The organism is Methylomonas lenta, from assembly GCF_001644015.1.
GTDB classification, from domain to species: Bacteria; Pseudomonadota; Gammaproteobacteria; order Methylococcales; family Methylomonadaceae; genus Methylomonas; species Methylomonas lenta.
In genome coordinates this window covers 1-24,065 of sequence record NZ_LUUI01000090.1, presented here as the reverse complement: position 1 = coordinate 24,065, position 24,065 = coordinate 1, and the positions used below count along the sequence as shown (strand labels likewise).

The 24,065-nt window shown below is 43.7% G+C and carries 23 protein-coding genes; 8 read left to right on the top strand and 15 right to left on the bottom strand.

What is annotated here, in order from left to right; all coding sequences use genetic code 11:
• Positions 1-2 precede the first annotated feature (2 nt).
• Genes trbK through trbB form a run of 10 tightly spaced genes read right to left on the bottom strand, consistent with a single transcriptional unit; the run spans position 3 to position 9,000 of the window.
• Positions 3-281 carry an entry exclusion lipoprotein TrbK gene (gene trbK, locus A1359_RS07275; protein ID WP_066980258.1) on the bottom strand — a complete coding sequence of 93 codons (279 nt, stop codon included), beginning with the start codon at positions 279-281 and terminating at the stop codon, positions 3-5.
• 6 nt (positions 282-287) lie between these two features.
• The gene (trbJ, locus tag A1359_RS07270) at positions 288-1,091 is read right to left on the bottom strand and encodes a P-type conjugative transfer protein TrbJ (protein WP_066980255.1); all 804 of its coding nucleotides are present in this window, start codon (positions 1,089-1,091) and stop codon (positions 288-290) included.
• Positions 1,092-1,114: 23 nt separating this feature from the next.
• Positions 1,115-2,515, bottom strand: coding sequence for a TrbI/VirB10 family protein (locus tag A1359_RS07265; protein WP_066980252.1), 1,401 nt, complete (start codon positions 2,513-2,515; stop codon positions 1,115-1,117).
• Between the two features lie 4 nt (positions 2,516-2,519).
• On the bottom strand, positions 2,520-2,960 hold the full coding sequence (locus A1359_RS07260) for a hypothetical protein (protein ID WP_066980249.1): 441 nt from the start codon (positions 2,958-2,960) through the stop codon (positions 2,520-2,522).
• A gap of 1 nt (position 2,961) precedes the next feature.
• A complete protein-coding gene (trbG, locus tag A1359_RS07255) occupies positions 2,962-3,864 on the bottom strand; it encodes a P-type conjugative transfer protein TrbG (RefSeq protein ID WP_066980247.1) in 903 nt (300 codons plus the stop codon).
• A 17-nt stretch (positions 3,865-3,881) separates the two neighbouring features.
• Positions 3,882-4,634 carry a VirB8/TrbF family protein gene (locus A1359_RS07250; RefSeq protein ID WP_066980244.1) on the bottom strand — a complete coding sequence of 251 codons (753 nt, stop codon included), beginning with the start codon at positions 4,632-4,634 and terminating at the stop codon, positions 3,882-3,884.
• Complete coding sequence (locus A1359_RS07245; protein ID WP_269747890.1) at positions 4,631-7,195, bottom strand: VirB4 family type IV secretion/conjugal transfer ATPase; 2,565 nt, start codon at positions 7,193-7,195, stop codon at positions 4,631-4,633. The genes A1359_RS07250 and A1359_RS07245 overlap by 4 nt, the downstream gene beginning before the upstream one ends.
• Positions 7,192-7,527 carry a conjugal transfer protein TrbD gene (locus A1359_RS07240; RefSeq protein WP_066980241.1) on the bottom strand — a complete coding sequence of 112 codons (336 nt, stop codon included), beginning with the start codon at positions 7,525-7,527 and terminating at the stop codon, positions 7,192-7,194. The genes A1359_RS07245 and A1359_RS07240 overlap by 4 nt, the downstream gene beginning before the upstream one ends.
• Positions 7,527-8,027, bottom strand: coding sequence for a TrbC/VirB2 family protein (locus tag A1359_RS23445; protein ID WP_083960542.1), 501 nt, complete (start codon positions 8,025-8,027; stop codon positions 7,527-7,529). The genes A1359_RS07240 and A1359_RS23445 overlap by 1 nt, the downstream gene beginning before the upstream one ends.
• A 10-nt stretch (positions 8,028-8,037) precedes the next feature.
• Complete coding sequence (gene trbB / locus A1359_RS07230; protein ID WP_066980238.1) at positions 8,038-9,000, bottom strand: P-type conjugative transfer ATPase TrbB; 963 nt, start codon at positions 8,998-9,000, stop codon at positions 8,038-8,040.
• Positions 9,001-9,369: 369 nt separating this feature from the next.
• Here trbB and A1359_RS07225 point away from each other — a divergent pair, with 369 nt between their 5' ends.
• The 3 genes from A1359_RS07225 to A1359_RS21835 are packed head-to-tail and all read left to right on the top strand — an operon-like array spanning position 9,370 to position 12,594.
• Entirely contained in the window at positions 9,370-10,299 is a 930-nt protein-coding gene (locus tag A1359_RS07225; RefSeq protein WP_066980235.1) for a hypothetical protein, read from the top strand.
• Positions 10,280-11,143, top strand: a complete 864-nt coding sequence (locus A1359_RS07220) for a type 1 periplasmic-binding domain-containing protein (protein WP_066980232.1) — start codon at positions 10,280-10,282, stop codon at positions 11,141-11,143. The genes A1359_RS07225 and A1359_RS07220 overlap by 20 nt, the downstream gene beginning before the upstream one ends.
• Positions 11,140-12,594 (top strand): sensor histidine kinase, encoded by a 1,455-nt coding sequence (locus A1359_RS21835; protein WP_083960541.1) that lies wholly within the window; start codon positions 11,140-11,142, stop codon positions 12,592-12,594. The genes A1359_RS07220 and A1359_RS21835 overlap by 4 nt, the downstream gene beginning before the upstream one ends.
• Here A1359_RS21835 and A1359_RS07210 read toward each other — a convergent pair.
• The 4 genes from A1359_RS07210 to A1359_RS21830 form a co-directional block, all read right to left on the bottom strand.
• A complete protein-coding gene (locus A1359_RS07210) occupies positions 12,569-13,555 on the bottom strand; it encodes a response regulator (RefSeq protein ID WP_083960540.1) in 987 nt (328 codons plus the stop codon). The two genes, A1359_RS21835 and A1359_RS07210, sit on opposite strands and share 26 nt — an antisense overlap.
• Positions 13,556-13,589: 34 nt before the next feature.
• Complete coding sequence (locus tag A1359_RS07205; protein WP_066980224.1) at positions 13,590-14,897, bottom strand: cytochrome P450; 1,308 nt, start codon at positions 14,895-14,897, stop codon at positions 13,590-13,592.
• A 2-nt stretch (positions 14,898-14,899) separates the two neighbouring features.
• Positions 14,900-16,942 carry a TonB-dependent receptor plug domain-containing protein gene (locus tag A1359_RS07200; protein ID WP_232322149.1) on the bottom strand — a complete coding sequence of 681 codons (2,043 nt, stop codon included), beginning with the start codon at positions 16,940-16,942 and terminating at the stop codon, positions 14,900-14,902.
• Positions 16,943-17,467: 525 nt separating this feature from the next.
• A complete protein-coding gene (locus A1359_RS21830; protein ID WP_198159290.1) occupies positions 17,468-17,650 on the bottom strand; it encodes a helix-turn-helix domain-containing protein in 183 nt (60 codons plus the stop codon).
• Positions 17,651-17,815: 165 nt separating this feature from the next.
• Between A1359_RS21830 and A1359_RS07190 the strand changes: the two genes are divergently transcribed.
• The 5 genes from A1359_RS07190 (at position 17,816) to A1359_RS07165 (ending at position 23,491) form a co-directional block, all read left to right on the top strand.
• Positions 17,816-19,033: a replication protein gene (locus A1359_RS07190; RefSeq protein WP_066980217.1), complete on the top strand. Its 1,218-nt coding sequence runs from the start codon at positions 17,816-17,818 to the stop codon at positions 19,031-19,033.
• A 695-nt stretch (positions 19,034-19,728) separates the two neighbouring features.
• Positions 19,729-20,055: a KleE stable inheritance protein gene (gene kleE, locus A1359_RS07185; protein ID WP_083960538.1), complete on the top strand. Its 327-nt coding sequence runs from the start codon at positions 19,729-19,731 to the stop codon at positions 20,053-20,055.
• A gap of 97 nt (positions 20,056-20,152) precedes the next feature.
• Complete coding sequence (locus A1359_RS07175; RefSeq protein WP_456297536.1) at positions 20,153-21,235, top strand: AAA family ATPase; 1,083 nt, start codon at positions 20,153-20,155, stop codon at positions 21,233-21,235.
• A complete protein-coding gene (locus tag A1359_RS07170; protein ID WP_066980212.1) occupies positions 21,225-22,355 on the top strand; it encodes a ParB/RepB/Spo0J family partition protein in 1,131 nt (376 codons plus the stop codon). The genes A1359_RS07175 and A1359_RS07170 overlap by 11 nt, the downstream gene beginning before the upstream one ends.
• 467 nt (positions 22,356-22,822) lie before the next feature.
• Complete coding sequence (locus A1359_RS07165) at positions 22,823-23,491, top strand: hypothetical protein (protein ID WP_066980209.1); 669 nt, start codon at positions 22,823-22,825, stop codon at positions 23,489-23,491.
• 357 nt (positions 23,492-23,848) lie between these two features.
• On the opposite strand, the gene A1359_RS23100 is transcribed toward A1359_RS07165, so the two are convergent.
• On the bottom strand, positions 23,849-24,065 hold a 217-nt coding region (locus A1359_RS23100), incomplete at its 5' end, for a hypothetical protein (RefSeq protein WP_232322148.1).

Below are 24,065 nucleotides of genomic sequence, written 5' to 3'. Positions count from 1 at the left end.
CGCTATTTGATTGACCAGTTTCGATTGTTAGCAGCACCGAACGACACACGACGAGCACATGCGGAGGCCAGTCGTCTCCGCTTTTTTTCATTTGCGATGCGAATGAGGTTTTCGTGCCTACAATTTATTTCATTAACAATAAACTCATCGACATCCGTCTCCGTATCCTCAGCAACTGGCAAGGAGTCTTCGTCTTGATTGACCAACTCATCCCAATTACTGACGGTTGTTGCAATAGCGGCCATGATAAAAATAACAACTAAAATGTATTTAATGGGCATACGCAATTACCTGATGGTCCAGCCTTCATTATCGCGGTACGCATAGGGCACGATGTGGGCCTTGTCTGATGCCGCTTGTTGTTGCGCTTCTTTATTTGCCAGGGCCTGATTGCGGGTTATTTCGGCGTTTTGTTGCGCAATCATCAATCCGCGTATTTGTAGAAGTTGATTAGCCTGTTGGCTGGCAAGTTGATTGGTATAACCGATAGCCTTGACTTGACCATCGGCGCCTTGTGCCGCCGCTTGAATATCTTCGAGCGTCGCGGCATCCGCTTCTAATGCATTTTGTTGGCTATCGAGGCCCTCAATTGCGGCCTTGTTTGCGGCCTGTTGCGCCTCCGAGCCAATGTGTAAAGAGTCCCGTAAGTCGGCTAAATCGGCATCCGTACAGGCGTCGCCGTTAAAACAAGGCGATCCCCGATACGTGTTGATGTCTTTAAACTTTGCCAAATAGTTATCAATGTTACCGAACCTGTCTTTATAACCTGTGACGGTATCAATGGTTCCGCGAAGCCTTCCCATTGTTGCAGTCGCTCTATCCCAGATATTGACCGCTGGCGACGCTGTGTTTTGCAGCATATTTTCATATTGCTGCAACTGCGTTGAATACTGTTCCAATTGAGTGGCGTATTCTTGGACTTGTTTTATTGTCTGAGCCACTTCTTCAACAGCACTCATAACGTTTTGAGTCAGGTTCGTACCGTCGATTACGGGAATGCCCGCGTTTGAAATGGACGGCCTAAACATGACGATAGCGGTCAACACCCCTACTAATATTTTTTTAGCGGCTAAAATATTTTTGTTTTTCATAAATGACTCCTGTGGTGTAAACCTTAATAATCAAATGCTTGATACGGTTTGGTTAGAGTTAAATCTTTTGTAACGATAATGTTGAATCGATAACCCGGTCTGATTTCCAAAGTCGGCGCGATATTCATGTTTTTCGCGATCATTTGTGACGTTACTCGACCTAATTGTTGTCCCAGAGCATTACTCAACGCACTATTGGCGTTTGGCGCTGTGTACACGCCGTTTTGCTGGTTTTGCTGCTGGTTATAAGTGATGCCGGCTGTAATGGCGGACATTAACAACGCCGAACCGAATATTCGGACAAAATGATGATTCACTTGATCGGTAAATCCGGCATAACCGGCACTATCTGCGCCCGGCATTGCGCCAATATCCATCGCTTTGCCGTCTGGGAAGACGATACGTTGCCATGCGACTAGAACGCGAGATTGCCCGTATTCCACTTCGCTTGAATACACGCCAACTAACCTTGATCCTTGCGGGACCAACAAATATTTTCCTGTCGCAGTGTCAAAAACATCCTGTGAAACTTGGGCCATAATCTGCCCAGGTAATTCGGAATTGATTCCAGAAATTAAAGTCCCAGGAATAATAAAACCGGCTCTCAGTTCAAAGGGTGTTCTCGGCGCTTCCGGCAACGAATCTAACCGCCATCTATCACTTGATCCTGATTGCCCAAATTGATTAATATTGTTTCTATCGCCCTGAGTCTCGGAGCTGACGAGTTGCGGCGACAATTCGCTTGCGCTAATACCGCCTTCCCCGCCTGTTTCCATAAGTCCGGAATCTTTCAATGCTGAAAGCCGCTTCTTATATGCCGTCAGAGTGTCGGTTTCCATCTGTTCTCTGACTGCTGCTAACTTTGCGAGTACCCCGTCTCGTCCAGTTGTCTGCACATGTGGTGCTGCAATGACGCCGGGAGGCGAACCAGCGCTACGTGGAGCTGTAACCGTAACCATCGTTCTTGCTTTAATCGCATCTTCGAATTGTTGACGCTTCATTGCGGCAATACGTGCGGCGGCATCCTCCTCCGGGGTGCGTGCTTTATTGGGCGCGGCCGATGGCGGCGTAGGTGGCATATCGGCCCGAACTATTTTGACTGGCGGTGCCTGCTCTATCTGCGGTTCAGATTGCGGCTTGGATGCTGGAGGAATAATGCCGCCCAGGTTATTGCCCACTATTTCTTTGGCGAGCATATTGGCGTTTCCCGCTTTTTGCCGCTCCGCCGTTTCTGGTTTGTCTTGCTGGTTTGCACGGTCGGCGGCCACCAGAACCATTATGATCAAGAATATCGAGATGGCGACACCCAAGATAAGTACGGGTAAGTTATTGACCCGACGAACACCGTGACCAGCTTCTGGCTCATCCGGTGACAATTCAGGTGACATGTATTCTTCATTGACGGTATTTGCTGTAGTTTCCATTGCCTTACTCCATTTTTGCCCAAGCGCCTGCTGATAAGGCGGTGTTGTTCTTCGCCTCATAAGCATGAGTCAACGTTACGTCGTCAATATTGAGCTGAATGCGGTACAAGTTGGGCACATTGATAGACGGCTTATCAATAACGTACTGGAATCTCAACCCTGTGCCGCCAACGCTTTGCTTCGGGCTATATTCCTTCACTGCATAGCCTTTTGCTCTCAGCGAATCCACCAACAGCATTCCGAATCTATCTGATTTTGGAATGCTTTGGCCAAAATTGAATTGAGTTTGAGCCGGTGGATATACCTTTTCCAAATGCTGAATGGTATCTGCCGCAATACCTTCATGAAGTCCGGAGGGCGCATTTGATTCGAAATTACCAAATCGTTCCGTTGCGCATCCAAACTGTCCGGCGACACAGATGATGAACACTAATAGTTTGATCATGTTATTTCACCCGCTGAATGGTTACGGTGTCTTGATTGGAACCAACACCTGCAATCATGATTGCCCTGTCGAATACAGTGTCGACAATGTAACGGTCGCCCTGTACGCGATAATTCACCATCACGGTTTCATCGTCCTCAAACACCCCCCCTTCCCTTCGCACAACCAGCAATGTCGGCGCTTCGGTTTGTGCCATTGTTTCCGGCATTTGAATTATGGTCTTTTGCTTATCGTGATATACGCGGACCGGTGTCCATGCAATTGGGCCATTAGGTTCGATTTCATAATCGAAACTCAAGTCGCCTAAATACTCCCCGGTTTGCGGTATAGTCTTTTCTTGACGATCTTTATTTTCTCGATGCACGATGGCATTCCATTTCGCCATCGCATCCTCTGGATAAGTAAAAGCCACTTTGGGCATGTACTGCGTCCGGTGGGATCGTAGTTGCAAGTTATAGGCTCGGCGATTGGTTGTCACCGATAGCGATGTTTCCAAGCCCACATCATGCGGTTTGATAATCAGATGTTGTACTTCGCTTTGGCCACTACCTTCTATTGCTGGTTCTATGGTCCATCTTGCGGTATCGCCTAGATTTATCCCGTTTACTTGTTCGCCAGGCTGCAACGATACGTCACACACTTGGAGAACGGCGCAGACAATACTTGGTTGTTGAGCCCCGTATAGGAACATGATGGTACCGTTTTGCCCACTGGTTGGAGCCATGCCGGTCGCGCTACTGGCTTTCCATTTTTCGGCTATCTCAATAGCCTGTTTTTCTTGTTTGGTTAATGTCGGGTTTTTGGTTGCAAAGTACATATCCGCCATATCAGGCTCCGCTACCGCAGACCGCATTACAAATAGCGTCATGGCTATCTTTATCACTGCTCTGTATTGATTTTTCATGAGATTCCCTCGTTCGGTTAAAACTGTTGTTGTCTGGACCAGGAAAAGTCTTTCACGTAAATTCCCATTGGATTTTTACGGACCTGTTCTTCGCTTGTGGCCGGCGTCGGTTCAACGACTTTGATGGTGACCAATGCCCTCATGAATGCAGGTTTGCCGGTCACGACGCCCTGCCGGTCGCGGGTCGTTTCAATCCAATCGACCTCCCAGGTATCTGGGGTTTGAGCCAGAACATTCACCACTTCTACGCTTACCATTTCCTTTATCGCGCGTTTGAACGGACTAGATTCTTCGGTGCCATTCAACCATTCAGTCATTTTTTGTAGCGATGGATCGCCAGGCGCTAACATGGCGTAGACATCCATAACGGCTTTTCTTTGTAGCGCGATGTCTATGGTGACTATTCGAGAGTTTGAGATAAAGGCCGAAACAGCAGATGCGACTACTCGCGCATCCACTGGTGATGCGCGGTCGGCTCTGGCTACGGCTGCGGTTTGACCTAGCTTGTCAACCTGTATAACGTAAGGCACAAATTTCGATAGCTGGCCGATATGAATCATTCCTCCAACCCCAGTTAACGCCACCAACATGGACAATATTCCCATTACTTGCCACGCCTGCCGCGTAGAAATAACGCCTTGTGTGTGATCCTTCCAGGTTCGTCTTGCGGACAAATACGGATTTTCGTTTTCTCCGGCTCTACGGCCACCGATCAGCTTTTCAGGTCTTTTTCTAGGGTCTGCTTTTGGGTCTTTTCTTTTAAAAATCATGCTGCTTCCTCCAAGTAATCTTCAATGCTTAAACCCTTCCGAGCGAGCCATTCACCAACCCATTCATGACCATGAGTGGCTTTTAGTTTCTTGATGGCTGCAACAGAGTCTTTATCCGATGAGCCGACAAATGCGAGAGCGAGCGGGCCTAACGCAAGATCATAAAGACGACAGCCTTCTTCCGAGACGTAGTAGTAATGTCTCTTGGGGATTGCTGTAGCCAATAATTCAATTTGCCTAGAGTTAAGGCCCATACGGCGATACAGTGCGGTCGCGTCTTCCTCTCTGGCGTAAATGTTTGGCAAGAATATTTTCGAAGCAGTTGATTCGATAATTACGTCGAGGATGCCCGAATTGGCGGCGTCGGATAAATTTTGAGTTGCCATCAGAACGAAACAGTTCGCTTTTCGCAGTACCTTTAGCCACTCTCGAATTTTTTCGCGAAATACCGCATGACCAAGCATTACCCAAGCCTCGTCCAAAATAATCGCCGTAGGCTGCCCGGTTAATGATCGTTCGATGCGCCTAAAGAGATATAACAACACTGGAAGCGCATAACGATCCCCGAGGTTCATTAACTCTTCTATTTCAAAAACCGTGAAATCGGTAAGTTCTAGCCCGTCCTCGTCGGCATCTAATAGATGCCCCATTGCGCCATCAATCGTGTATTGTTTAAGAGCTTCGCGTATTGCCTCATCTTGAATAGTTACCGTGAATTCGGATAACGTTCTAGCACCGCTGTTATGCATGTTGATGATGGCGTTACCAATTTCATTTCGCTGACCGGGTGATGTATTCAAGCCATTTAACGCCAGAATGATGTTGATCCATTCCATAGCCCATGCTCGATCATTTTTTGTTTTCAGATATTGCAAAGGACAGAAAGCCAGTTTTTCGTCGTCGGCAGCCACAGTGAAATGCTTGCCGCTCTTCCCGCCACTCGTTGCGTGGATTGCTTCGGTTAATGGGTACAGCGACATCCCTTTATCGAATGCAAAGATGTGCATGCCTTGATAGCGGCGTAACTGTGCGGCAAGTATGGCTAGATGTGTTGATTTGCCGGCCCCAGTTCGACCGAACATGAAAGTATGTCCAACGTCACCAACATGTACGTTTAGCCGAAACGGCGTTGATCCCTGGGTAACACAATGCATTATCGGGGGCGATAGCGCCGGGTACATTGGACAAGGTGCATATTCTCTGCCTGTCCAAATTGTGCTAATCGGCAACAAGTCCGCCAAATTCATAGTGTTCAACAAGGGGCGACGAACATTCTCGACACCGTGGCCCGGCAAACTACCTAAGTAGGCTTCCATTGCGTTAATGGTTTCGATCCTAGCGACAAATCCAAGCCTGTTTATGGCCTTCTCTACCTGTTGTGCCAATTCCTGTACACGTTTTCTATTCTCATCCATTAGTACTACAACACTGGTGTAATAGCCTTGGGCGATTATGCCGCTATTGACTTCTGCTAACGCTGCCTGCGCGTCGTCCACCATGTTTTGCGCGTCCTCGTCTATCGGTCCTGTGTTGAGATTGAACACTTGATCGATGAATCCGCGTACCTTCTGCCGCCATTTTTTTCGGAACTTTTCCAAGTGACTGATAGCCTCGTGCGGGTCCATAAAAATGAACCTTGAAGACCAGCGATATTCGATAGGTAACTCTCCAAGGACGGTTAACATTCCCGGTGTCGATTCGAGCGGGAACCCTTCAATGGCTACTACCTGGATGTATTTTCGACCTATCTTGGGAATCACACCTGCGAGCAAATCCTCTCCACCAATTAAACAGTCGAGATACATGGGGTTTGTTGGCAGTTGGACCGGATGATTTTTTCCGGTAATACAAAACTGCAACCACCGCAGAAGATCGTCATGAATGACAGTTGTCCCGTCTTCATTAACGATTTCATGGCCTTTTAATCTGCGTAAGTTGACCGCTGCCGACAATCGCGTTTCGATGTTGTGACATTCGCGTTTAAAGTGCTCGATTAGGTCGGTTGTGTGTGTCTTTGAGTCGGGTTTCTTAGCGTCGTCATCGAACATAAGCTCAATAAACTTGCGCTCAGCAAGCACAGGCGGGAGATATGTCAATGTCACGACAAAGTACCCTTCGTACATGGTACTTAGCCCTTCGAATAGTGTCCGGCGCTCTTCGTCGATGGCTGCCGTGATTCGATCGGGAAATGTCGATAAACCGCGTTCTGAATATGACGGTGCCGGGCGACGCACTGCGTCGACGTGGATCATCCAGCCATTACCTAGCCTGGATACTGCTTGGTTTAGTCTGGCGGATATTGATTCGCGATGTGCTTCGGTTGAGCTATCGTTATCATCACTCGTATAAAGCCAGCCGGCGAGAAACGATCCATCCTTACCAACAATAATACCGTCATCGACCTCGGCGGCATAAATCAAAAGGTCGGCAACGCTGGCGTTTTTTGATCGATGTTGACTTAACCTGCGATCCTTGTCCGCTCTGTAAATCAATCTCGCGAGGATGGCGACTAACAATATCCCTAATCCAGCTATCGTGAATGTTATGGCCTCGATCATCATCTGTATTGTTTCCCTTGGCTATTTGGATTTTCGCGAAATGGGGTGCTTCTGGCCGGGTAATAACCTCTTAAATTACCTATCCGCGTACCTCGATACCGTAAATGTCGTAGATAAATAAATCGCATTTTCGGGTCTGATTTAGCCGCCAACCGTGCTAGATATAACGAACATAACCATAGAGTTATCCCGACGATGGCTGCCCTCAGTTCTTGAGCGGAGAAAATTAACGCTCCGGCCACAAGGCCGGAGAACATCACAAACTCGCGATCACCGCCCATGAACAAGTTGTCTCTGTTACCCGCTCTGCGGATAGGAATCGCGCGCAAGGCCATTACTTTTCACCCACCACTGCCAATGATTGACCGATGCCTTTTGATGTACGCAGTTGAAGGCCGGCTAATATGGCGATGGAACACGCGGTTATGAGAACCGCCTTGATGTAGTGCGCTAAATGGACGCCCATAATGTTGAGTTGTGTACCTGCATCATCAGATGAAGGCATGATTACGGCTCCGCGACCAAACACGTTAGTCATCACGTTTTGAGCGCCGACTAAGAGAGCCATGACGAGAACGATGAAGATCAGTGTCCGAAAGAATCCGTTTAAATCCCCGCCGAAAATCAACACACCGCCGGCGACAATAATCCCGATCAGTGACAACGAAAATGCCACGGGGCCGGTGACAGATGTTCGAAGACTCGTAAGCCAGTCTTCATAAGGTAATGCGCCACCATCACCTACGGCGGCGGTCGCCTGTTCAGGGATAAAAAAAACCAATACCAGTAACACGATTAGCGGGGCTGTTTGCAGTCGATTGGCAAGTGCATTCATTTTGTAACTCCTACAGATTAGCGGTTATGTAGTGACCGTCCCTGTAGCCAGAAACCTTTATGATTTCTTGAATACGACGGCCCTCTTGGGTTTTGGCGATAAAAACAACTACATGTACCGCTTCGCCAATCAGCGGTTCAATCGGTCTTGGTGATTCCGGATGCATGCTGATTAACATGGACAATCTGTCCAGTCCTGCCTTCGCATTGTTTGCATGCAGTGTGGCGGTTCCGCCCTCGTGGCCCGTATTCCATGCCATTAGTAGGTCTAGCGCCTCTGGTCCACGCACCTCGCCCACTAATATTCGATCTGGCCGCATCCTGAGCGTTGTTTTCAATAACTGCGTCATCGGAACATCGATAGTTGAGTGATACTGAACGTAGTTCTGGGCCGCACATTGGATTTCGCCTGTATCCTCAATAATGAACACTCGTTCTGTGGGGTCGAACTCAACCATTTTGTTAATGATGGCGTTTACCAACGTCGTTTTCCCTGATCCAGTTCCTCCGACGACCAGAATGTTTTTGTGATCTTCGACCGCCTTTGTAATCGCATCGAATTGATTACTGGTCATAATGCCGTCCGAGACGTATTGCTCCAGTGGAAATATTGCAACAGCCTTCTTCCTGATTGCGAAAGTCGGTGCAAGCACAATAGGCGGTAGTTGACCGGCGAACCGCGAGCCATCAAGGGGAAATTCGCCTTCTAGGGTGGGTTTTAATCTGGTAATTTCTTTACCGTGAAAACCAGCAATAGTTTTAATAATTGCCTCACCCTTGCTGATTGATAAAGTGCCTATGCACTTCATCTTGTCCCCAAGACGTTCTTGCCATAGTTTGCCGTCGGCATTCAGCATTACCTCAACGGTTTTCGGATCAGCTAAAGCGGACAAGATGATTGGTCCTAAGTCACGTTCGAGCTTTACTTTTGCCCTATCACTAACTGATTCGTGTAAATGTGGTTCGTGGGTCATCGTTATCCTCTCTGTTTGGTGCTTCACTGCTTCCTTGTGCTATTTAGCAAATATGCAATGCACTTTAATAATAGTGCATTGCACTTTATTACAAGTCGCCTATGCAGTCAACATAATGTGCATTGCGCTCTTGCATTTTTTTTACAGACCCCGCTCATTTTGTTAGGGCAATTGAAGTCCGTTATGTAATATCGTGTAGGTTGCTATTTTTTTAGCGGCTAAAATTTCGTAGCGGCCTATTGGGCTGCGAAGTACGAGTGAAAACAGCTAGAAAAATTAGCATGTTTTTTACATGCAATAAACAACGAAAAAAATATTATCAACAATGACTTACAAAGGCAAATACATTAATTTTTTTTATTCGATTTTATGGAAATAGACTACCCTATTAGCGACTTAGGTTGCGCTGTTGTGCGAATGTCATTCGCTGATTGGCTTGAAATACGTGAACTTGAGTTCTTTGATGTTGATACAGGCGATCATGACGGTTTTGTTCAACACATTCCGTCTTTGTACGCTTACTCAATCACCGTAGCGTTGGTGAAAGTCGACAATACGCTATTCAAATTAACCGGGAAACGACGTAAGGAAGCGTGGCTGAACGGCATGCTGTCAAAACCTGATTACCTTACGACCTTGATATTCGATATGACCGAAGCGGATTTTCAGACGTTATGCACTGAAGCGAAGGCGAAGAAATTTGAGGCCCTTCCACCACATGAAGTTGTTAAGGCGTCCTATAACGAATTGGGATTGGTCTTTGTTTCCGAACGGCTGCGAAATGGATTTATCAATGAAGCCATTCATATCGCGCTACGGGGCCGTCAACGTTCTCTACAAGACAAAAGATCAATCAGAGAACGTGAGGACATCAATATGAAAAAAGCTATTGAATTATTTAAAAACGAACTTCTGTTGATCGATGGCCTACTCCCTAAATCGGATGTTTTTACAACGGGTGTATTAGCTGGGGCGCTAATAATGCTTGGCCTAAATAAACCAATTACTGAATTTCTGAAACGATTGAACGATAATCAAGGGAAAACTAAAGATGGATTAGGCGACCCGATTGAATGTTTGTTGAAAGCAATTCATCGCCACAAGATAAGTCAACGGACAATGCAGCCGCGTATGGCAATAGATTTGGCAAAAAAAACAGTTCACGCTATTGCTATTTGGCTAGAAGGTGAACAATCGGCTAAATATTGGCGAATGAGGGATTTAACCGGGCATGAGCTGATGCCTTTAATTATGGATTTGAAGCAACTAAAGATGATAAATGCGGAAAGAGATTTATAAACTATTGAAAACTAGTATTATCTTTTTCAGTTGCTCAACATTCGCAAAAGACCCTCAAGTAGCTATTATTTACTCGACGGAAGCTTTAGGGAATCCGGCATATGCTCAAGTAATAGCCGGAATCGAACAAATCAATAGTCATGTTCAACGAATCGAATCTACTGGCGATAGCAATAATTTAATTTCTATTCTTGAAGGGGCTCATGCCGACAGGGTTATTGCGCTTGGCAAAGGGATTGTTGACGCAATTTACAAAACGCAATATCGAGAACGAACATTGGCCGGTTTAATGTACTTTAACCCCACTGAATTCAGTGGGGTTGGCCTGGCCCTCGACAATCGTGTACTAGTTGAACATCTGGCTAGGTTGTTGCCTTCTGTCAAACGCATCTTTGTCGTTCAACAGTCTCATTTTCAGACCATTGATTATGTACCGTCTAATCTAAAGCCCTCTGCCACCATGGAAGTAAGAGAAGGAGTGGATTCGCTAGATACTATTCGTGTTCTCGGCAGGTTGTTAGATGAAGTGACGGCCTCTGATGCAATATTTATCCCAGCGAATTTACCAAAAAATATTCTGTACGAAGTCGCCAAAGCCGCATGGGACAAAAAAGTCATCCTTTTATCGACAAACCTTAGCCACTTAGAAAATGGAGCCCTCATCGCCGCTTATCCTGATGATTTCGCGCTGGGAGAGCAATTAGGCCGCTTAGTGAACCGGCCCAACCCTGTCTACGAAAACATCAAGGTCATTAAATTCGCGCTGAATAGACGAGTTGCACAACATCTTGCCATTGAGTTCGATCCAATTGTATTAGATTCATTCGCACTTAAAATTAAATGAACTTGCTCGACCGCTACAACATACAACAGCGGTTCAATCTGTTGATTTTCATTTCCATTATACTGGCGTCATGTTTCTTAATTGGATTCATGCACAAGCTAATATCAAATTACATCAACGACTACACCAGTCACTATTGGCGAGAACACACAAAGACATTTGCCGATTCCGCTATATATCCGGCTATTTTAAGTTCAACATCTCAGTCGGAATCCGTTGCCCATAGCTTTGCGTCAGACAAGAACGTATTGGGAGCAACAATTTACAATAATCGTGGAGAACTTTTGGCTTCTTATGGTGCCAGGTCTGTATGCAAGGTCACTCCTTTCTTTCGCACAGAAGAGTCCAGTTTTTTAGATAACCGCGATTCCTGGTGCTTCTATTCCCCTATATATCAAGAAAGCTATTTAGGGTACGTTGAATTAGTTATATCGAAATCCGAATATGACTTAGTAATGAAGAAGCTTTTACTAGGATCGATATTGATTACTCTCATTTTCTCGTTGTTTTTTATTATTATTGTCCGGAGATTGTCAAGATTATTCACCTCAACTTTGATGGAAATGGCAATGGTACTCAATAAGGTAAGTCTAGGCGAGCGAGGAAATCGTGTTCATTTCTCGGGGGTGTCCGAAATCAATAACATGCGGATTACTCTTAATGAAATGTTGGCCAATATCGAACTTACAGAAACCGAACTAGAGAAAAGCGTCGAAGAGCGAACGAGTGCATTAAAAATAGCGCTCGAAAGCAGCAAAACCGCTAATGTGTACAAGGCGCAAATCATGTCGATGGTAAGTCACGAAATGAAAACACCTTTACACGCCATAGGAGGATATTTACAACTGTTGGCCGAACGATTACCGGATGATCCTGCTTACAGAGAAAATCGTGCGTTACATGCAAAGGCATTGGTGCGTGTTAATGACTTAAATAATTTAATCGACAATATTCTGTTACATGCACAACTAGAGGCTGATCGTTATGAAGTGGCACTTACTTCTATTGCCATTGCCCCTTTAATGAACGCTTGCGCCGAGAATGTTGCCCCGTTACTTAACCGCAATCGCAATCGAATTCAGCTCATCGGCTCTGATGCCATGTTTGTATCGGATAGCGAGGTATTACGGCACATTCTGAATAATTTGTTGAGCAACGCTTGTAAATTCACCGTAGATGGTGTCATCACGTTGACCTGGCGACTTAGCCAAGCCTTTTTAATTATTGAGGTTGCTGATACCGGTTGTGGAATACCCGCCGAGTTTTGCGATCAAATTTTTGATCCGTGGTGGCAAATAGACATGAGTCTAAGCCGGCGATATGGTGGGCACGGACTTGGGTTGGCAATAACAAAACAGTTCGTGCAGCGTTTAAATGGAGACATTTCTGTTGAGCCTAATCTCGTGTCTGGCACTATTTTTACAATCAGGATACCGAATTCCAAATCTTAGCTTGTTCGTCTTCAGATAAATTGTTTGGTAAGTTTAGTTTGATTGATTCGATAATACGTCTTGCTTTTTCAATATTGCTACCTTTTAACTCCCGTTCCAACTCATAGACTAACTTTCTCAGTTTTTTTTGTTTTTGATCGTAAAAATAATCCTGATAAATTAGTTTTGCTTTATTTATTTGACAAACACATTGAGCCCTTAAATCCGTCAATGTGTACGGTTTTGGTAAATATTGACTGGCCCCGTTCAGGATAAATTCTTTGTTATATTCTGGCTTATCGAAAGCCGTCATGACAATAATCGGCTGATTTTTATCAACATCCATTATTTCCGATAGCACTTCATCGCCTTTGAGCCCCGGAAGCATGTAGTCAAGCAAGATAAGATCGTGACGCTTCTTTTTCCATAATGCCACACCTTGTTCGCCATCTTGCGCTCTATCAACGTCATAATCGGCCTTTAAGGCCTCATATACTATTTCTGCGGCATCCTCATCGTCTTCAATGACCAAAATGCTTGCCTTTGCCTGGCCACGCTGTCCGCGAACATATCCGACGTTGTCCGCTTTCTTTAGGGTTTCTAACAAGTCATTTATTGAAATAACTTGGAAGTGATGCTCTTTCGCGAGAATAAGCGGTACTTCGGTGTCACAGGTTTCGCTGATTAGGTAAATTGGTACTGCATGCCTAACCAGTTGCTTCGAATTTACCAGTTTAGATAACTGCCATATATCAGTGCCATCAAACGAATAATCAGTGACAATGAATTCATATTCATCACTTTTTAAGGCTTCGATGAAGTCATCGGTTGTTTCAATAACGGATATATTGGAATTTTCTACACCAAGAAATTGTTTGGTAATCGCATTGCTGATTTCATAATCACTTGAGGCAACAATCACTTTCATTAGACATATCTTCGATAGAGGTTTTAGTTGGCCGCCACCGTTACCGGTATCCATGGTTTACCGTGGCGGGCTGGATTTCGTCATGCAATTACATTGCCTGAGTAGCTGGAGTGATCGAAACGATTACATCCCTCTCAGGCTTATACGTGATACTAACGGTTGGCTTAATTTCCTCGTTTACGTGAATTTTGATTTCACGCAACACTGTGGCAATAATTACCATCATTTCCAACTCCGCAAAATGCCGACCAACACAATTATGCACTCCGCCGCCGAACGGGAGAAACGTGTATTTATGTCGTTGAGTTACCGCACCGTTTAAAAAGTGCTCTGGGTAAAACTCGTTTGGTCTTTCCCACCACCTACCATCACGATTGGTCGCATAAAGGCTCATTATTACTGACGTACCGAGTGGAACAGTTTTTCCTCCTACGGTAATAGTCGCCGCCGTGTCTCTACTAAGAGCGATAGCCTGCGGATATAACCGTAATGTCTCATAAAGCGCCGCCTTGGTGTAGATCAAGCGTTCAATAGTTTCTGGCGTTAGCGGGTCTTCATCAAGGCTTTGAATCTCACTGGTAATACGTTTATGGACGGCCTCATTCTTACCTATGAGGTAAAAAAACCATATCAACGTATTAACAGTTGTATCTTGTCCAGCCAAGAATAACGTAACTGCCTCATCCCTTAGTAACTCTCTCGACATATGAGCGCCATTTCTATCCCTGCCTTGCATCATTAAAGAAATTAAATCATGCCCTTCAGGATCGATTTCATCGATTTTGGAATCAACATAGGCCACGAATTGATTAATGGCTTTTTCCATCCGCCTGTTTTGTAGAAAAAAAAGCCGTTTTAATATTCCCTTGCCTAGCGTCTCTGTTAGCAAATGCGGAAATAGCCCTTTTACAATGGTGTCAATCGCAGACATCAATAATTCTTCACTATGTGATGATTTTGTCTGGCCGAACATAACTTGAATCAGAATGCTTTGAATGGTTAATTTTAATTCTTCTGATATGTTTACTTTAGTAATGCCATCGTTTTTAAGCCGCATTGCGGCTTTGTCGGCTTCTTTAAGCATAATGCCGTGCCACTCGGCGATTGCCTGCTTTGTAAACATTGGCTGCATTAATCGGCGCTGGTTGGTCCATGTAGCGCCCTTGCTGTTAAAAAGCCCATCGCCGAACATAGGTTTTTTTGCTTCATAAAGCGAGTCTCTATTCAGTAGCCCCCTCGCTTCTTGATTGAATATTTCCTCGTAATGTTCAGGATTTGATGTAAACAAAAGCCTCTTACTAAAAAACCTTGTTTGCACAAAGTCGCCATATTTTTTATGTATAGCGGTTAATGCACCTGCAGGATTTGTAATTAGTCTAACTAGATAAATAAGCATGACTAGAATGTCACTTTGACTTGTCCCAAGACGGTGCGCCCAAGAATTGATTCATCCCCTGGAAATAGAATTGGGTTTAACGTTGGTTCTTTTAGAGTTGAATTAAAGACGTTGTTGACTCTGAATGTGAATTCAAGTGGTTTCGCGATCTTGGTCGATAGTGTTAGCCCCGCCGTAAAATAGCCTGATAAATTACCACGCGGATCATCGGATGGCCGTTTTCGTTCCCCAATCCAATTTAGTTGAGTCCCAATCGCCCAATTATCGGTAATATCCCAGTTTATTAAGCCTTTTACCATGTGTTCTGGCATTAGGCCTGTATAAGAAGTGGATGGCAACCCGTGATAACTGTAGCTAACAGCAAAATCCACATCGCTATTTAATGTGTACTTTGTTTCAGTTTCGAAACCAATCCCATCAATTGGGGTGCTATTTCGAAATCCGACTGGGATTACACTTGTTGAATTCGTGGACGTGATTAAGTTTTCTTGTTCAAACCAATAAACATTCGCCGACGTCATTAAGTCAGATGACCATTTGTTTTCTACCTGGAATTCAACTGTGTTTACTGTTTCCGGTTTAATTGTAGTGCCGGGAATCAGTGGTAGATTCTTCTCAAGAAACGACGGCGGTCGAAATGCTCGGCTATAAAGTAACTTAGTTGTCAGATTCAAATTGACATTCCAGATTAGTGCGATACGCGGGCTATAACCTGGCGACACGTCAGAGTAATAATCGTAGCGAAAGCCAGTGGTAAGATACCAATCTGGTGCGAAATTCCACTCGTCCTGAAATAGCGCATAGTAGTTTGTTCGTTCTTTCGATGCTAATAATGGATCTCTTCCAAATGCCGACGCTTCGGTTAATGGAATCTGTTGTACGAATGTAGGTGTAATGATGTAATTGATTTTGTTAGTTCCATCAGAAATCCAGTTGTAGACAAGTCCGGTGCCTGCTGTGACCGTGTGATTGTTGAAACCAACATAATTGAACTGTGTTGTTATCCCTGTTGTACCCTGGAATCCAGACACAATATTTCTTGCCCCTAATGGTAATAACCCTCCGAATGTACCTGCGGGCAACAAGTTTACGTCTGTACTTGGATTTTGCCCCAGAAAATAAAACGTAGTTTTATTTGTCAGTACATCGGTAATTTTATTATTTAGCGACAGATCGAGATTGTAAATCTCATTATTTGTGCCGCCGGTATTATCTAAGGCATACGCCGCCCCTACCCCGGTTTGCACATGGTTAAAGCCTTGATACCCTGCTCGAAGCCTGATAATGTCTTTATAGGCAACATCTATCCGCGCATCAATGTCATCCCGGCCATTATTAGTGAATCCCGGTGCATTCGAGACATGGGTGCCAAACTGGTTATCTATAACTGTCTGTGCATCTTGACTAACCCTACCTTGATAACCATTAGTACCGCCACCCTGAATGGCTAGACTGTATTCTAAATCGCCGAATTCGTTACCGTATTCGCCCCATCCTTCATAAGTATCCTGATTTCCAAAAAATGCACCTGCATCGCCCCCCTTAAGCTCCTTGCCCGTTTTTAGAACAATATTAATGACCCCGGTCGTAGCATCGCCACCATAGAGCATTGATCCAGGTCCTCTAATTACTTCTATGTGGGAAACATTCTTAATGGGCATATTCCATTCGAATGGTTTACCGCCAAATAATGTATTTCTAACAGGAATACCATTGACTAGAATCAGTACTTGAGCGTTTGACTCAGAGGAAACACCTCGAAAGCCAATAATGCTAACCCCATTTCTGCCGTTGCTTACATGTACTCCAGGTAAATATTCAAGAACATCCGTTAAGCGTCTAGCACCGATTCTCTCAATATCTTTGGCGGTCATAACCGAAGTAACACTAGGACTTAGGCTTTGAGGCAAAGGGTGCCCTGATGCTATTGATTGCATTTGACCAGTGCCATAAATCAGCTCTAAGTCGTCGTCTGTTTCTGCTAATGCGTCTTGTATTGGACAGAAACAAATCATCAATAATTTAGCCGTTTGGAAAGATTTCATAGTAACCAATGGTTATTTGAAAGGACTAATCACTTTGATCTATTACGATATTCATTTCTTCTGCTGCTGTTGATCCTTCTACATCGGAAGGCACAAACGTAAGTCTAATGGGGACTGATATGTCTTTATACGTTTCTCGAATGTATCGGATCAGTGTATCTAACGTTGACCATTCTCGAACTCGTTTCCGATAAGAAACTAACAGAAAGGCCCCGTCCTTCCAGGTTAGTTTAGTTATTATTCTGTACTTTTTATTTGTCGACTGAACAATATTGATTTCCCTTACGGCCTTGGTTTTAATAAACTCAACCAGCTCGGCTTCCTCTATATTGTATGTGTTGCTCTGATACTCCATTACGTTATGCCAGTAGCCGTGAAATGCAATTAAACACTGTTGAAACCCCTAATTTTCTAAAATATAACATGATTTCTTAATGACAGTTAGCGTGATTTAACGGGGTAAAATTGTTTTTATTTCACATCTGGAGCGCATCCAACCCCTCTCCTGCCAATCAAAGCAATGATTCAATATTCAAGTCTGTCTGCATCAATAAACACTGGCAAATCATAATCCAATGCTTTTGCTATTAGCTCCATTTTGCGCAATGATGGATTTCCTCTACCTCTAGTCAAGTCGCCAATAAAAGACTCGGACACATCTGATTGGTCGGCAAGTTGTTCCTTTGTTACCCCTCGCTCATCAAACAAACGAAGAACATTGTTAAAAGAGATATAAGCATTAAAAATTTTAGCGGCTAAAAAAAATTTGTTTGACGTTACTTTATTGTTTAGCTAAACTTGCAAGCACTGAGGCACTCCCATCCGAACAGGCATACTTTTACCGCTGAAACTACACTTTCAAGGAATTTACACATGGCATCAGGCGAATCATCAACCTTCAGCGATTCTAATTTTGATCTATTGTCCGAAACAAGCGAAACCGACGACGTTGCTAAAAAAAGACCAAAGGCAACCAAAAAGAAAACCGCTACCAATCTCAAACCAATCCCTCCAGACGCCTTTGCTAATTACCAGTTATGCTTATTCCAAGATTTTCTTGCCAATACAAATGATGAGAAAGCGCAATTAGGCAATGTATTTGATCTTTGGGACAGTATTCCTAGATTCTCAATATCTCGCAAAAGACAGGAAGAAATGCGGCTACCCAGTGGCTCGTTACCTATTTGTACAATTGAATTCAAATATAGAGGCTATGAATTTCGCATACAAATACGCCCTGCCCGTCTTATTGACCCCGTTACAGGCACGGAAACGGAATACTACCCCGGCGCCAGAGAAGAACTTGTTGAGCATGCACTACGGAAGATGGCAGTAGATGATGGGTTCTATGATGTCGCGGAATTCCGCTCAGGATGTCGATTCACTCTTCACCAATTGCGGACCCATTTAGAAAAACAAGGACACTCCCTACGATACGACGAACTGATAGAAGCCTTGGATATTCTGTCATTTAGCATCATAGATATTCAAGGTGAAACAGAGAATACCGAAATCAGCTATACCAGAATGAATTATTTATCGTTATTGGCCAAAGTCAGCCGTAAAGGTAATTCATTGATCAACAATCAGGAATCAAAATGGCTGGTTCAGTTTCACCCACTAATAACAAATAGTATATCTAACCTAACTTATCGGCAATTTAACTATAGACGACTAATGAAATGTCGATCCCAATTATCAAGGTGGTTAATCTCTCAATTAGTCCTAAAGTACACTCAAGCATCTTTAACAAACAGCTTCATTATGCGGTATAGCACGATCAAACGTGATAGCGCCCTACTCGAAGGCTACAAGCGAGAACGTGATGCTATCGCAGCTCTCGATAGCTCATGGAATGAACTAAAAACACTTGGTGTTTTAACATCCTATACCAAAAGTGAAGAACGAGGGAAACGAGGTAAGATAGAGGAAGTTATCTATACCATATATCCGTCCCCAGAATTTACCTCTGAACAAAAAGCTTCAAACCGCCGGTTAAACGATGCTAAAAACGCTGCCAATGAAGGGAATGGATCACTGGTCGCCATAAACTCAAGGGGAATAGGTCGCGGGTTCAAAACACCTAGTTAACAACTAGTGTTGATAAGGGGGAATAGGTCGCGGGTCTGCTTTGAAATTACAACTTTCAGGGTACTTAATAGCAATTTAAGAGCACTTACTCTCAATATTAACGTTCGGCATCCTGTGCTTTTAAACATTTTCATCCGATATTAAGCCAAATTAGAACAGATAACACACAGGGGGATTAGCTCGCGGGTTCTCAGCAACCAGGGGGAATAGGTCGCGACTATTGAAAAATCACAAGGGGAATAGGTCGCGGAACTAAGGGGGAATAGGTCGCGAGTTCAAAAAATCAGGTTAACCCCTACAAATATCAAAAAAAAAACAAGGGGATTGGGTCGCGGGTTATAAAAAACCCAAGGGGAATAGGTCGCGGGTTATAAAAAATCCAGGGGGATTAAGTCGCGGGTTATAACTGCTTAAAAATTTCAGGATAAAAAATGACCAAAATTACAAAATAATGACCGAATTTACATCTTATTTTGGGGGAATAGGTCGCGGGTCAATTTTTCAAATCATTGATATAATTGAAAGAAAAGCAGTTATTTGAGGCCTTATTCTTATTAACCTTATATATCCTTTTCTTAACCATGAGGAAATAGATAAGCCCCGGCTAACCGGGGCTTTGCCGCGATGCTGTCACACCACGACACAGGCGCGGGCCTGCTCGAATATTAAAACCTTAATTTATAGGGACGGTCAACATGTCAGCAAAAGTATATAAGTTTCCTGGTGTTGGAAAGAATAGACCTCTGATGAATAAAAACAGAACCTATGAAAGTGATAAAAAATATACAAAACTAAACACCTCATATATCCAAAACCTTCTTTATGTAATCTGGATCGTATTGGCAACATGCTGGTTTTTTGTTAAGTGGCTAATTGCACTAGATGTTTTATATCAATTCTTAAGAGCAATTTATTACTCTGGCACACCGGGTATGTTTGCTGGATGGTACGCACTATTTCATTTTGGCGTTTTCATTGCTATTACATACTTCGTTGAGTTTTATGGTCCACGTAAATTTTAGCGGCTAAAATTCTTTGACTTTTCTTTAATGTATAGCTAAACTTTAAAGCGTCCGACGGCTGTCACCGTCATTTTCAAACAAGGCGCGGAGCATTAAAATGATTGCACAATCTCAAGGCATTGTTGATGAAAAAACTAACCGAAGATCAATTCAATCAAGCAATATCCGAGTTGCCTGTGGGCGACCAAACGATAGAAATCGCAAGGGGAGTATTAGTGGAGGGAAAATCACAAGCGGATTACGCCCGAGCCCTGAATATAACACGGGGAGCGGTTTCTCAAGCTGTGAAACGAGTTTGGGAAGCTCACGCGAAGAAATCGGGAGTACCAGAAGGGTACGAACGCGTAACAGTGGTATTGCCAAAATACCGCGCCTTTCAAGTAAAGAAATGGGCAAAGGCCGTAGAGGACCAATGAAAACATTAGTTACAGCGAACCAAAAAGGCGGGGTTGGTAAAACAGCTACTCTAGTCCACCTTGCATTTGATTTTGCCGAACGTGGTTTAAAAGTAGCGGTAATCGATTTAGATACCCAAGCTAATGCCTCATTTACACTTAAAACGTATCGGTCTGGAGTTACCGCAAGCTCAATGTTTTCGAATGAATCCATCGTCAGTCAAATCTCCGATGAAAACATAAACATGATGTTAATTGAGTCCGATGCAGGCTTGGCTGATTTAGAAAAAATGGCATTACCCGATGCTGCTCGCAATTTTCAAAAGGCTATAGCGGAATTAGACGCTAAAGGATTTGATGTATGCTTGATGGATACTGCTCCATCCCTTGGTGTAACAATGGCCGCAGCGTTACTCTCTGCTGATTATGTCTTGTCACCGATTGAATTGGAGGCATACAGCATACAAGGTATTCATCAGATGGTAACAACAATTGTGAATATTCGAAAAGTGAATAAAAAGCTTAAATTTATTGGTATGGTGCCTAGCAAAGTCGATTCAAGAAACCCTCGGCATGGACGACATTTAAATGAATTGAATACGGCATACCCTAGCATGATGGTTCCTTTATCAGTTGGGTTGAGAAGTAGTATTCCCGATGCGTTAGCCTCATGTTCTCCAGTCTGGAAAATAAAAAAGACGGCCGCTCGTGTTGCGGCAAAAGAAGTCAGGGCATTAGCCGCTTATGTATTTACTCAAATGGAGATAACCAACGATGTCCGTTAATAATGCATTACAAACAACAAGCTCTTCTGGTTTGCTGGATGGGATGGGCGACCTTTCCGCGTTGTTAAATACACCTGAAGCGGCCAATAATGGTGGTCCCCTTGAATTTAATTTAAACCTAATCGATGAAGACCCTGATCAACCCCGAATGGATGGCAATCCAGGGTTTTCTAATGAAAGTCTAAAAGAACTGACCGATTCAATTAAATTGAGAGGTGTGAAAACGCCTATTTCTGTTCGCGATAATTTGAATATTCCAGGCAGATATATTATCAATCATGGCGCAAGGAGATACAGAGCTTCTATTCGTGCTGATAAAGAAACGATTCCAGGTTTTATTGACAACGACTATAACCATGCAGATCAAGTCGTTGAAAACCTTCAGCGCAACGACCTAACCCCCAGGGAAATTGCCAATTTTATAGGTCGTGAGTTAGCAGCTGGGCGAAAAAAAACGGAAATTGCAAAATCAATTAGTAAATCGCCGGCTTATATAACGCAACATGTCGTATTGCTGGATTTACCTGATCCAATTGCTCAGGTTTTTAATAATGGTAGGGCAAAGGACGTTACTGTTATAAATGAACTGGTCAAACTCCATAAAAAAGATGCTGAGAAAGTAGGCGAATGGTTATCTGATGAGTCACTAGAAATCACTCGTGGATCCGTTGAGGAGTTGAAAGAGTACATTATTGTGAGTGCTCTTGGTAACGAACACAGCCAAAGTACCGTATCAACCGATTCATTGGCTGAGGGTAACGATAAAACCCAATTAACTGATTTATCCGCTAGTAACCCAATTCAAGAAAATTATAGTCAAACGTCGGAATTTTCTGATGAAACCGTTGATAAATTGAGTCAAGGTGAGACCGATATTCAATCAAAACAACCAGAAGAACCTACTGGAAAGCAAGTCGATAAAAAAAGTGAAAAACAGGCTGATCCAAGTAAATTCAAAAAGACAATTGTACAAATATGGCATGACGGGCGACCAGCAAGAATTATGCTTGATAGAAGACCAACGGCAGAGGGATTCGGGCATATCAAATACGATGATGATGGACACGAGATAGAGGTCGATCTTGGCGAAGTCAAATTAATTGCATTGCTCGAGGGATGATACAAGGCTCGATCTATAAGTTATGACAATGCTGGAAGCTATGTTGTTAAGGAGATAGACCATCTTAAACAAGGCCTATCTCGATAATTTTAGCCGCTAAAATTATCGTCATCAGTGCATTCGACGTTACGACTTCGACTGATTGCCATAAAATGCATACCTGACTTTCAGTTTAAACAAATTTGCAGGCCGGAAACTTTCACGCTTAGTCCGGCCTACATGGCACAGGACCCCACTCCGGAACATGGGGATACAGCATATAGATCGCTGCTTGCGCGATTAGTAGGACAATATTCACAGATATCGCTAGTTCTGACTCTAATGGTTTGAATGCTGAAAATATCATCAGTGCTAATCAAATAAACTCACAATCAAAATACCTCTATCCGTTCAGTGACGTTTTATTTTAGTGTCGTCGTAGTAGGATAAAAGTTATTTGGACAATACACGTTAACCCACCCACCGATATGACAGATACCCATTTCACATCCACCGATTACCTTGAAATTCGCCGTAGAGGCGTTTTATTGAATAGTAAGATTTTCAAAAAGCTCAGTACCGAAGATATTAAAAATTGTGGCCGTCATCTTGGGCTATGGCACCAAAAAACATTAGTGATAGATAGCGACGAAGAAATGGATTTATTTGCCGATTACGCGACTTTCGGCTATCGCCCTCATGGCTTCAATATGGCCGAGAAATTCTTGCGTTTATTTCATAAACAGGCAGACGAGTTTGAACTTGAATTGCTCAGGCGTATGCGTTTTGCCCACTATGCAATGTATCAAGTGGAAAAAACAAATGGTCTGGATACCCTTATAGTCGTGGATGTGTTTAATAAGGTTAAGTACAAAATCATTGATCACCAAATGGCTAAGACCGCTCATCAAGGGCTGATCTTGGCAGGCCATCTGTTAGATTTTGATGATTTCTCCATCCAAACGGGCGGAACAGTGTTAGTAACGCGAGAGATTATAGAGTCTGATGAAGTGGTGCGTGTGATTGATCGTATTCATGACGATCAACTGGGTGATTTTTTGAGTAATCCTGCAAATGGCGCTAAGCTCGCCAAAGGGATAATTTCTGCAGCTCTTAAGCAAGGACAAACTTCAAATGTCAAGCATGAAAGGCTTTGATAGGCAACCCCGTTTTTTGATCGGTATCAAGTTCAGAAATTGCACATTTAGAGCTCATTAAATTCCGGACAAAATTAGTATCCATTTTTTCAGTTGAGTTGCGGGCGGGACGCTGTTGGTCGGCAGCCAACGACCCAAAACGGCCTGTCGCGCTTCTCCAAACCGGCCAGTCAGCCAAAGCACTGGAGGGCTACAAAGCAGGCGTTGGTGACCTCACACAATCGGCCACTTTCCTGCCACTGAATACCCCAAAAATTATGGAAATTGAATGCCTGTTATCTGCACAAAACCTGACACCGACTTTGTACCCTTAATAAAGAATTGTGTTTTATGCAATACACAAATTAATTCAATAAATTATAAGTTTTTAAGCTGGGGATGATTTTGGTAAGGAACGAGAAGTTTGAGAATAGTTATCCTAATTGAGGTTGTAAGCCCTAACCCCTTTAAACGCCATAATCGGACTTTCGATTTAGTTTTGTCTAACTTGTCATTTTTTAAAAACCTATCCGCAGACTTTTCAATACTTCTGCCACTTCGGGTTTTGCGGCCGATGTGGGTGGGAATATAGCGC

What these genes read in the sequence shown, in the direction of transcription:
- A1359_RS07220 (WP_066980232.1), top strand. Translation starts at nt 10,280, where the DNA reads ATGCGGAAAGAGATTTATAAACTATTGAAAACTAGTATTATCTTTTTC.
- trbB (WP_066980238.1), bottom strand. Translation starts at nt 9,000, where the DNA reads ATGACCCACGAACCACATTTACACGAATCAGTTAGTGATAGGGCAAAA.
- A1359_RS07175 (WP_456297536.1), top strand. Translation starts at nt 20,153, where the DNA reads ATGATTGCACAATCTCAAGGCATTGTTGATGAAAAAACTAACCGAAGA.
- trbK (WP_066980258.1), bottom strand. Translation starts at nt 281, where the DNA reads ATGCCCATTAAATACATTTTAGTTGTTATTTTTATCATGGCCGCTATT.
- trbJ (WP_066980255.1), bottom strand. Translation starts at nt 1,091, where the DNA reads ATGAAAAACAAAAATATTTTAGCCGCTAAAAAAATATTAGTAGGGGTG.
- kleE (WP_083960538.1), top strand. Translation starts at nt 19,729, where the DNA reads ATGTCAGCAAAAGTATATAAGTTTCCTGGTGTTGGAAAGAATAGACCT.
- A1359_RS21835 (WP_083960541.1), top strand. Translation starts at nt 11,140, where the DNA reads ATGAACTTGCTCGACCGCTACAACATACAACAGCGGTTCAATCTGTTG.
- A1359_RS07170 (WP_066980212.1), top strand. Translation starts at nt 21,225, where the DNA reads ATGTCCGTTAATAATGCATTACAAACAACAAGCTCTTCTGGTTTGCTG.
- A1359_RS07190 (WP_066980217.1), top strand. Translation starts at nt 17,816, where the DNA reads ATGGCATCAGGCGAATCATCAACCTTCAGCGATTCTAATTTTGATCTA.
- A1359_RS07240 (WP_066980241.1), bottom strand. Translation starts at nt 7,527, where the DNA reads ATGGCCTTGCGCGCGATTCCTATCCGCAGAGCGGGTAACAGAGACAAC.
- A1359_RS07265 (WP_066980252.1), bottom strand. Translation starts at nt 2,515, where the DNA reads ATGGAAACTACAGCAAATACCGTCAATGAAGAATACATGTCACCTGAA.
- A1359_RS07250 (WP_066980244.1), bottom strand. Translation starts at nt 4,634, where the DNA reads ATGATTTTTAAAAGAAAAGACCCAAAAGCAGACCCTAGAAAAAGACCT.
- A1359_RS07200 (WP_232322149.1), bottom strand. Translation starts at nt 16,942, where the DNA reads ATGAAATCTTTCCAAACGGCTAAATTATTGATGATTTGTTTCTGTCCA.
- A1359_RS07260 (WP_066980249.1), bottom strand. Translation starts at nt 2,960, where the DNA reads ATGATCAAACTATTAGTGTTCATCATCTGTGTCGCCGGACAGTTTGGA.
- A1359_RS07165 (WP_066980209.1), top strand. Translation starts at nt 22,823, where the DNA reads ATGACAGATACCCATTTCACATCCACCGATTACCTTGAAATTCGCCGT.
- A1359_RS23445 (WP_083960542.1), bottom strand. Translation starts at nt 8,027, where the DNA reads ATGAATGCACTTGCCAATCGACTGCAAACAGCCCCGCTAATCGTGTTA.
- trbG (WP_066980247.1), bottom strand. Translation starts at nt 3,864, where the DNA reads ATGAAAAATCAATACAGAGCAGTGATAAAGATAGCCATGACGCTATTT.
- A1359_RS07245 (WP_269747890.1), bottom strand. Translation starts at nt 7,195, where the DNA reads ATGATGATCGAGGCCATAACATTCACGATAGCTGGATTAGGGATATTG.
- A1359_RS07205 (WP_066980224.1), bottom strand. Translation starts at nt 14,897, where the DNA reads ATGCTTATTTATCTAGTTAGACTAATTACAAATCCTGCAGGTGCATTA.
- A1359_RS07225 (WP_066980235.1), top strand. Translation starts at nt 9,370, where the DNA reads ATGGAAATAGACTACCCTATTAGCGACTTAGGTTGCGCTGTTGTGCGA.
- A1359_RS07210 (WP_083960540.1), bottom strand. Translation starts at nt 13,555, where the DNA reads ATGGATACCGGTAACGGTGGCGGCCAACTAAAACCTCTATCGAAGATA.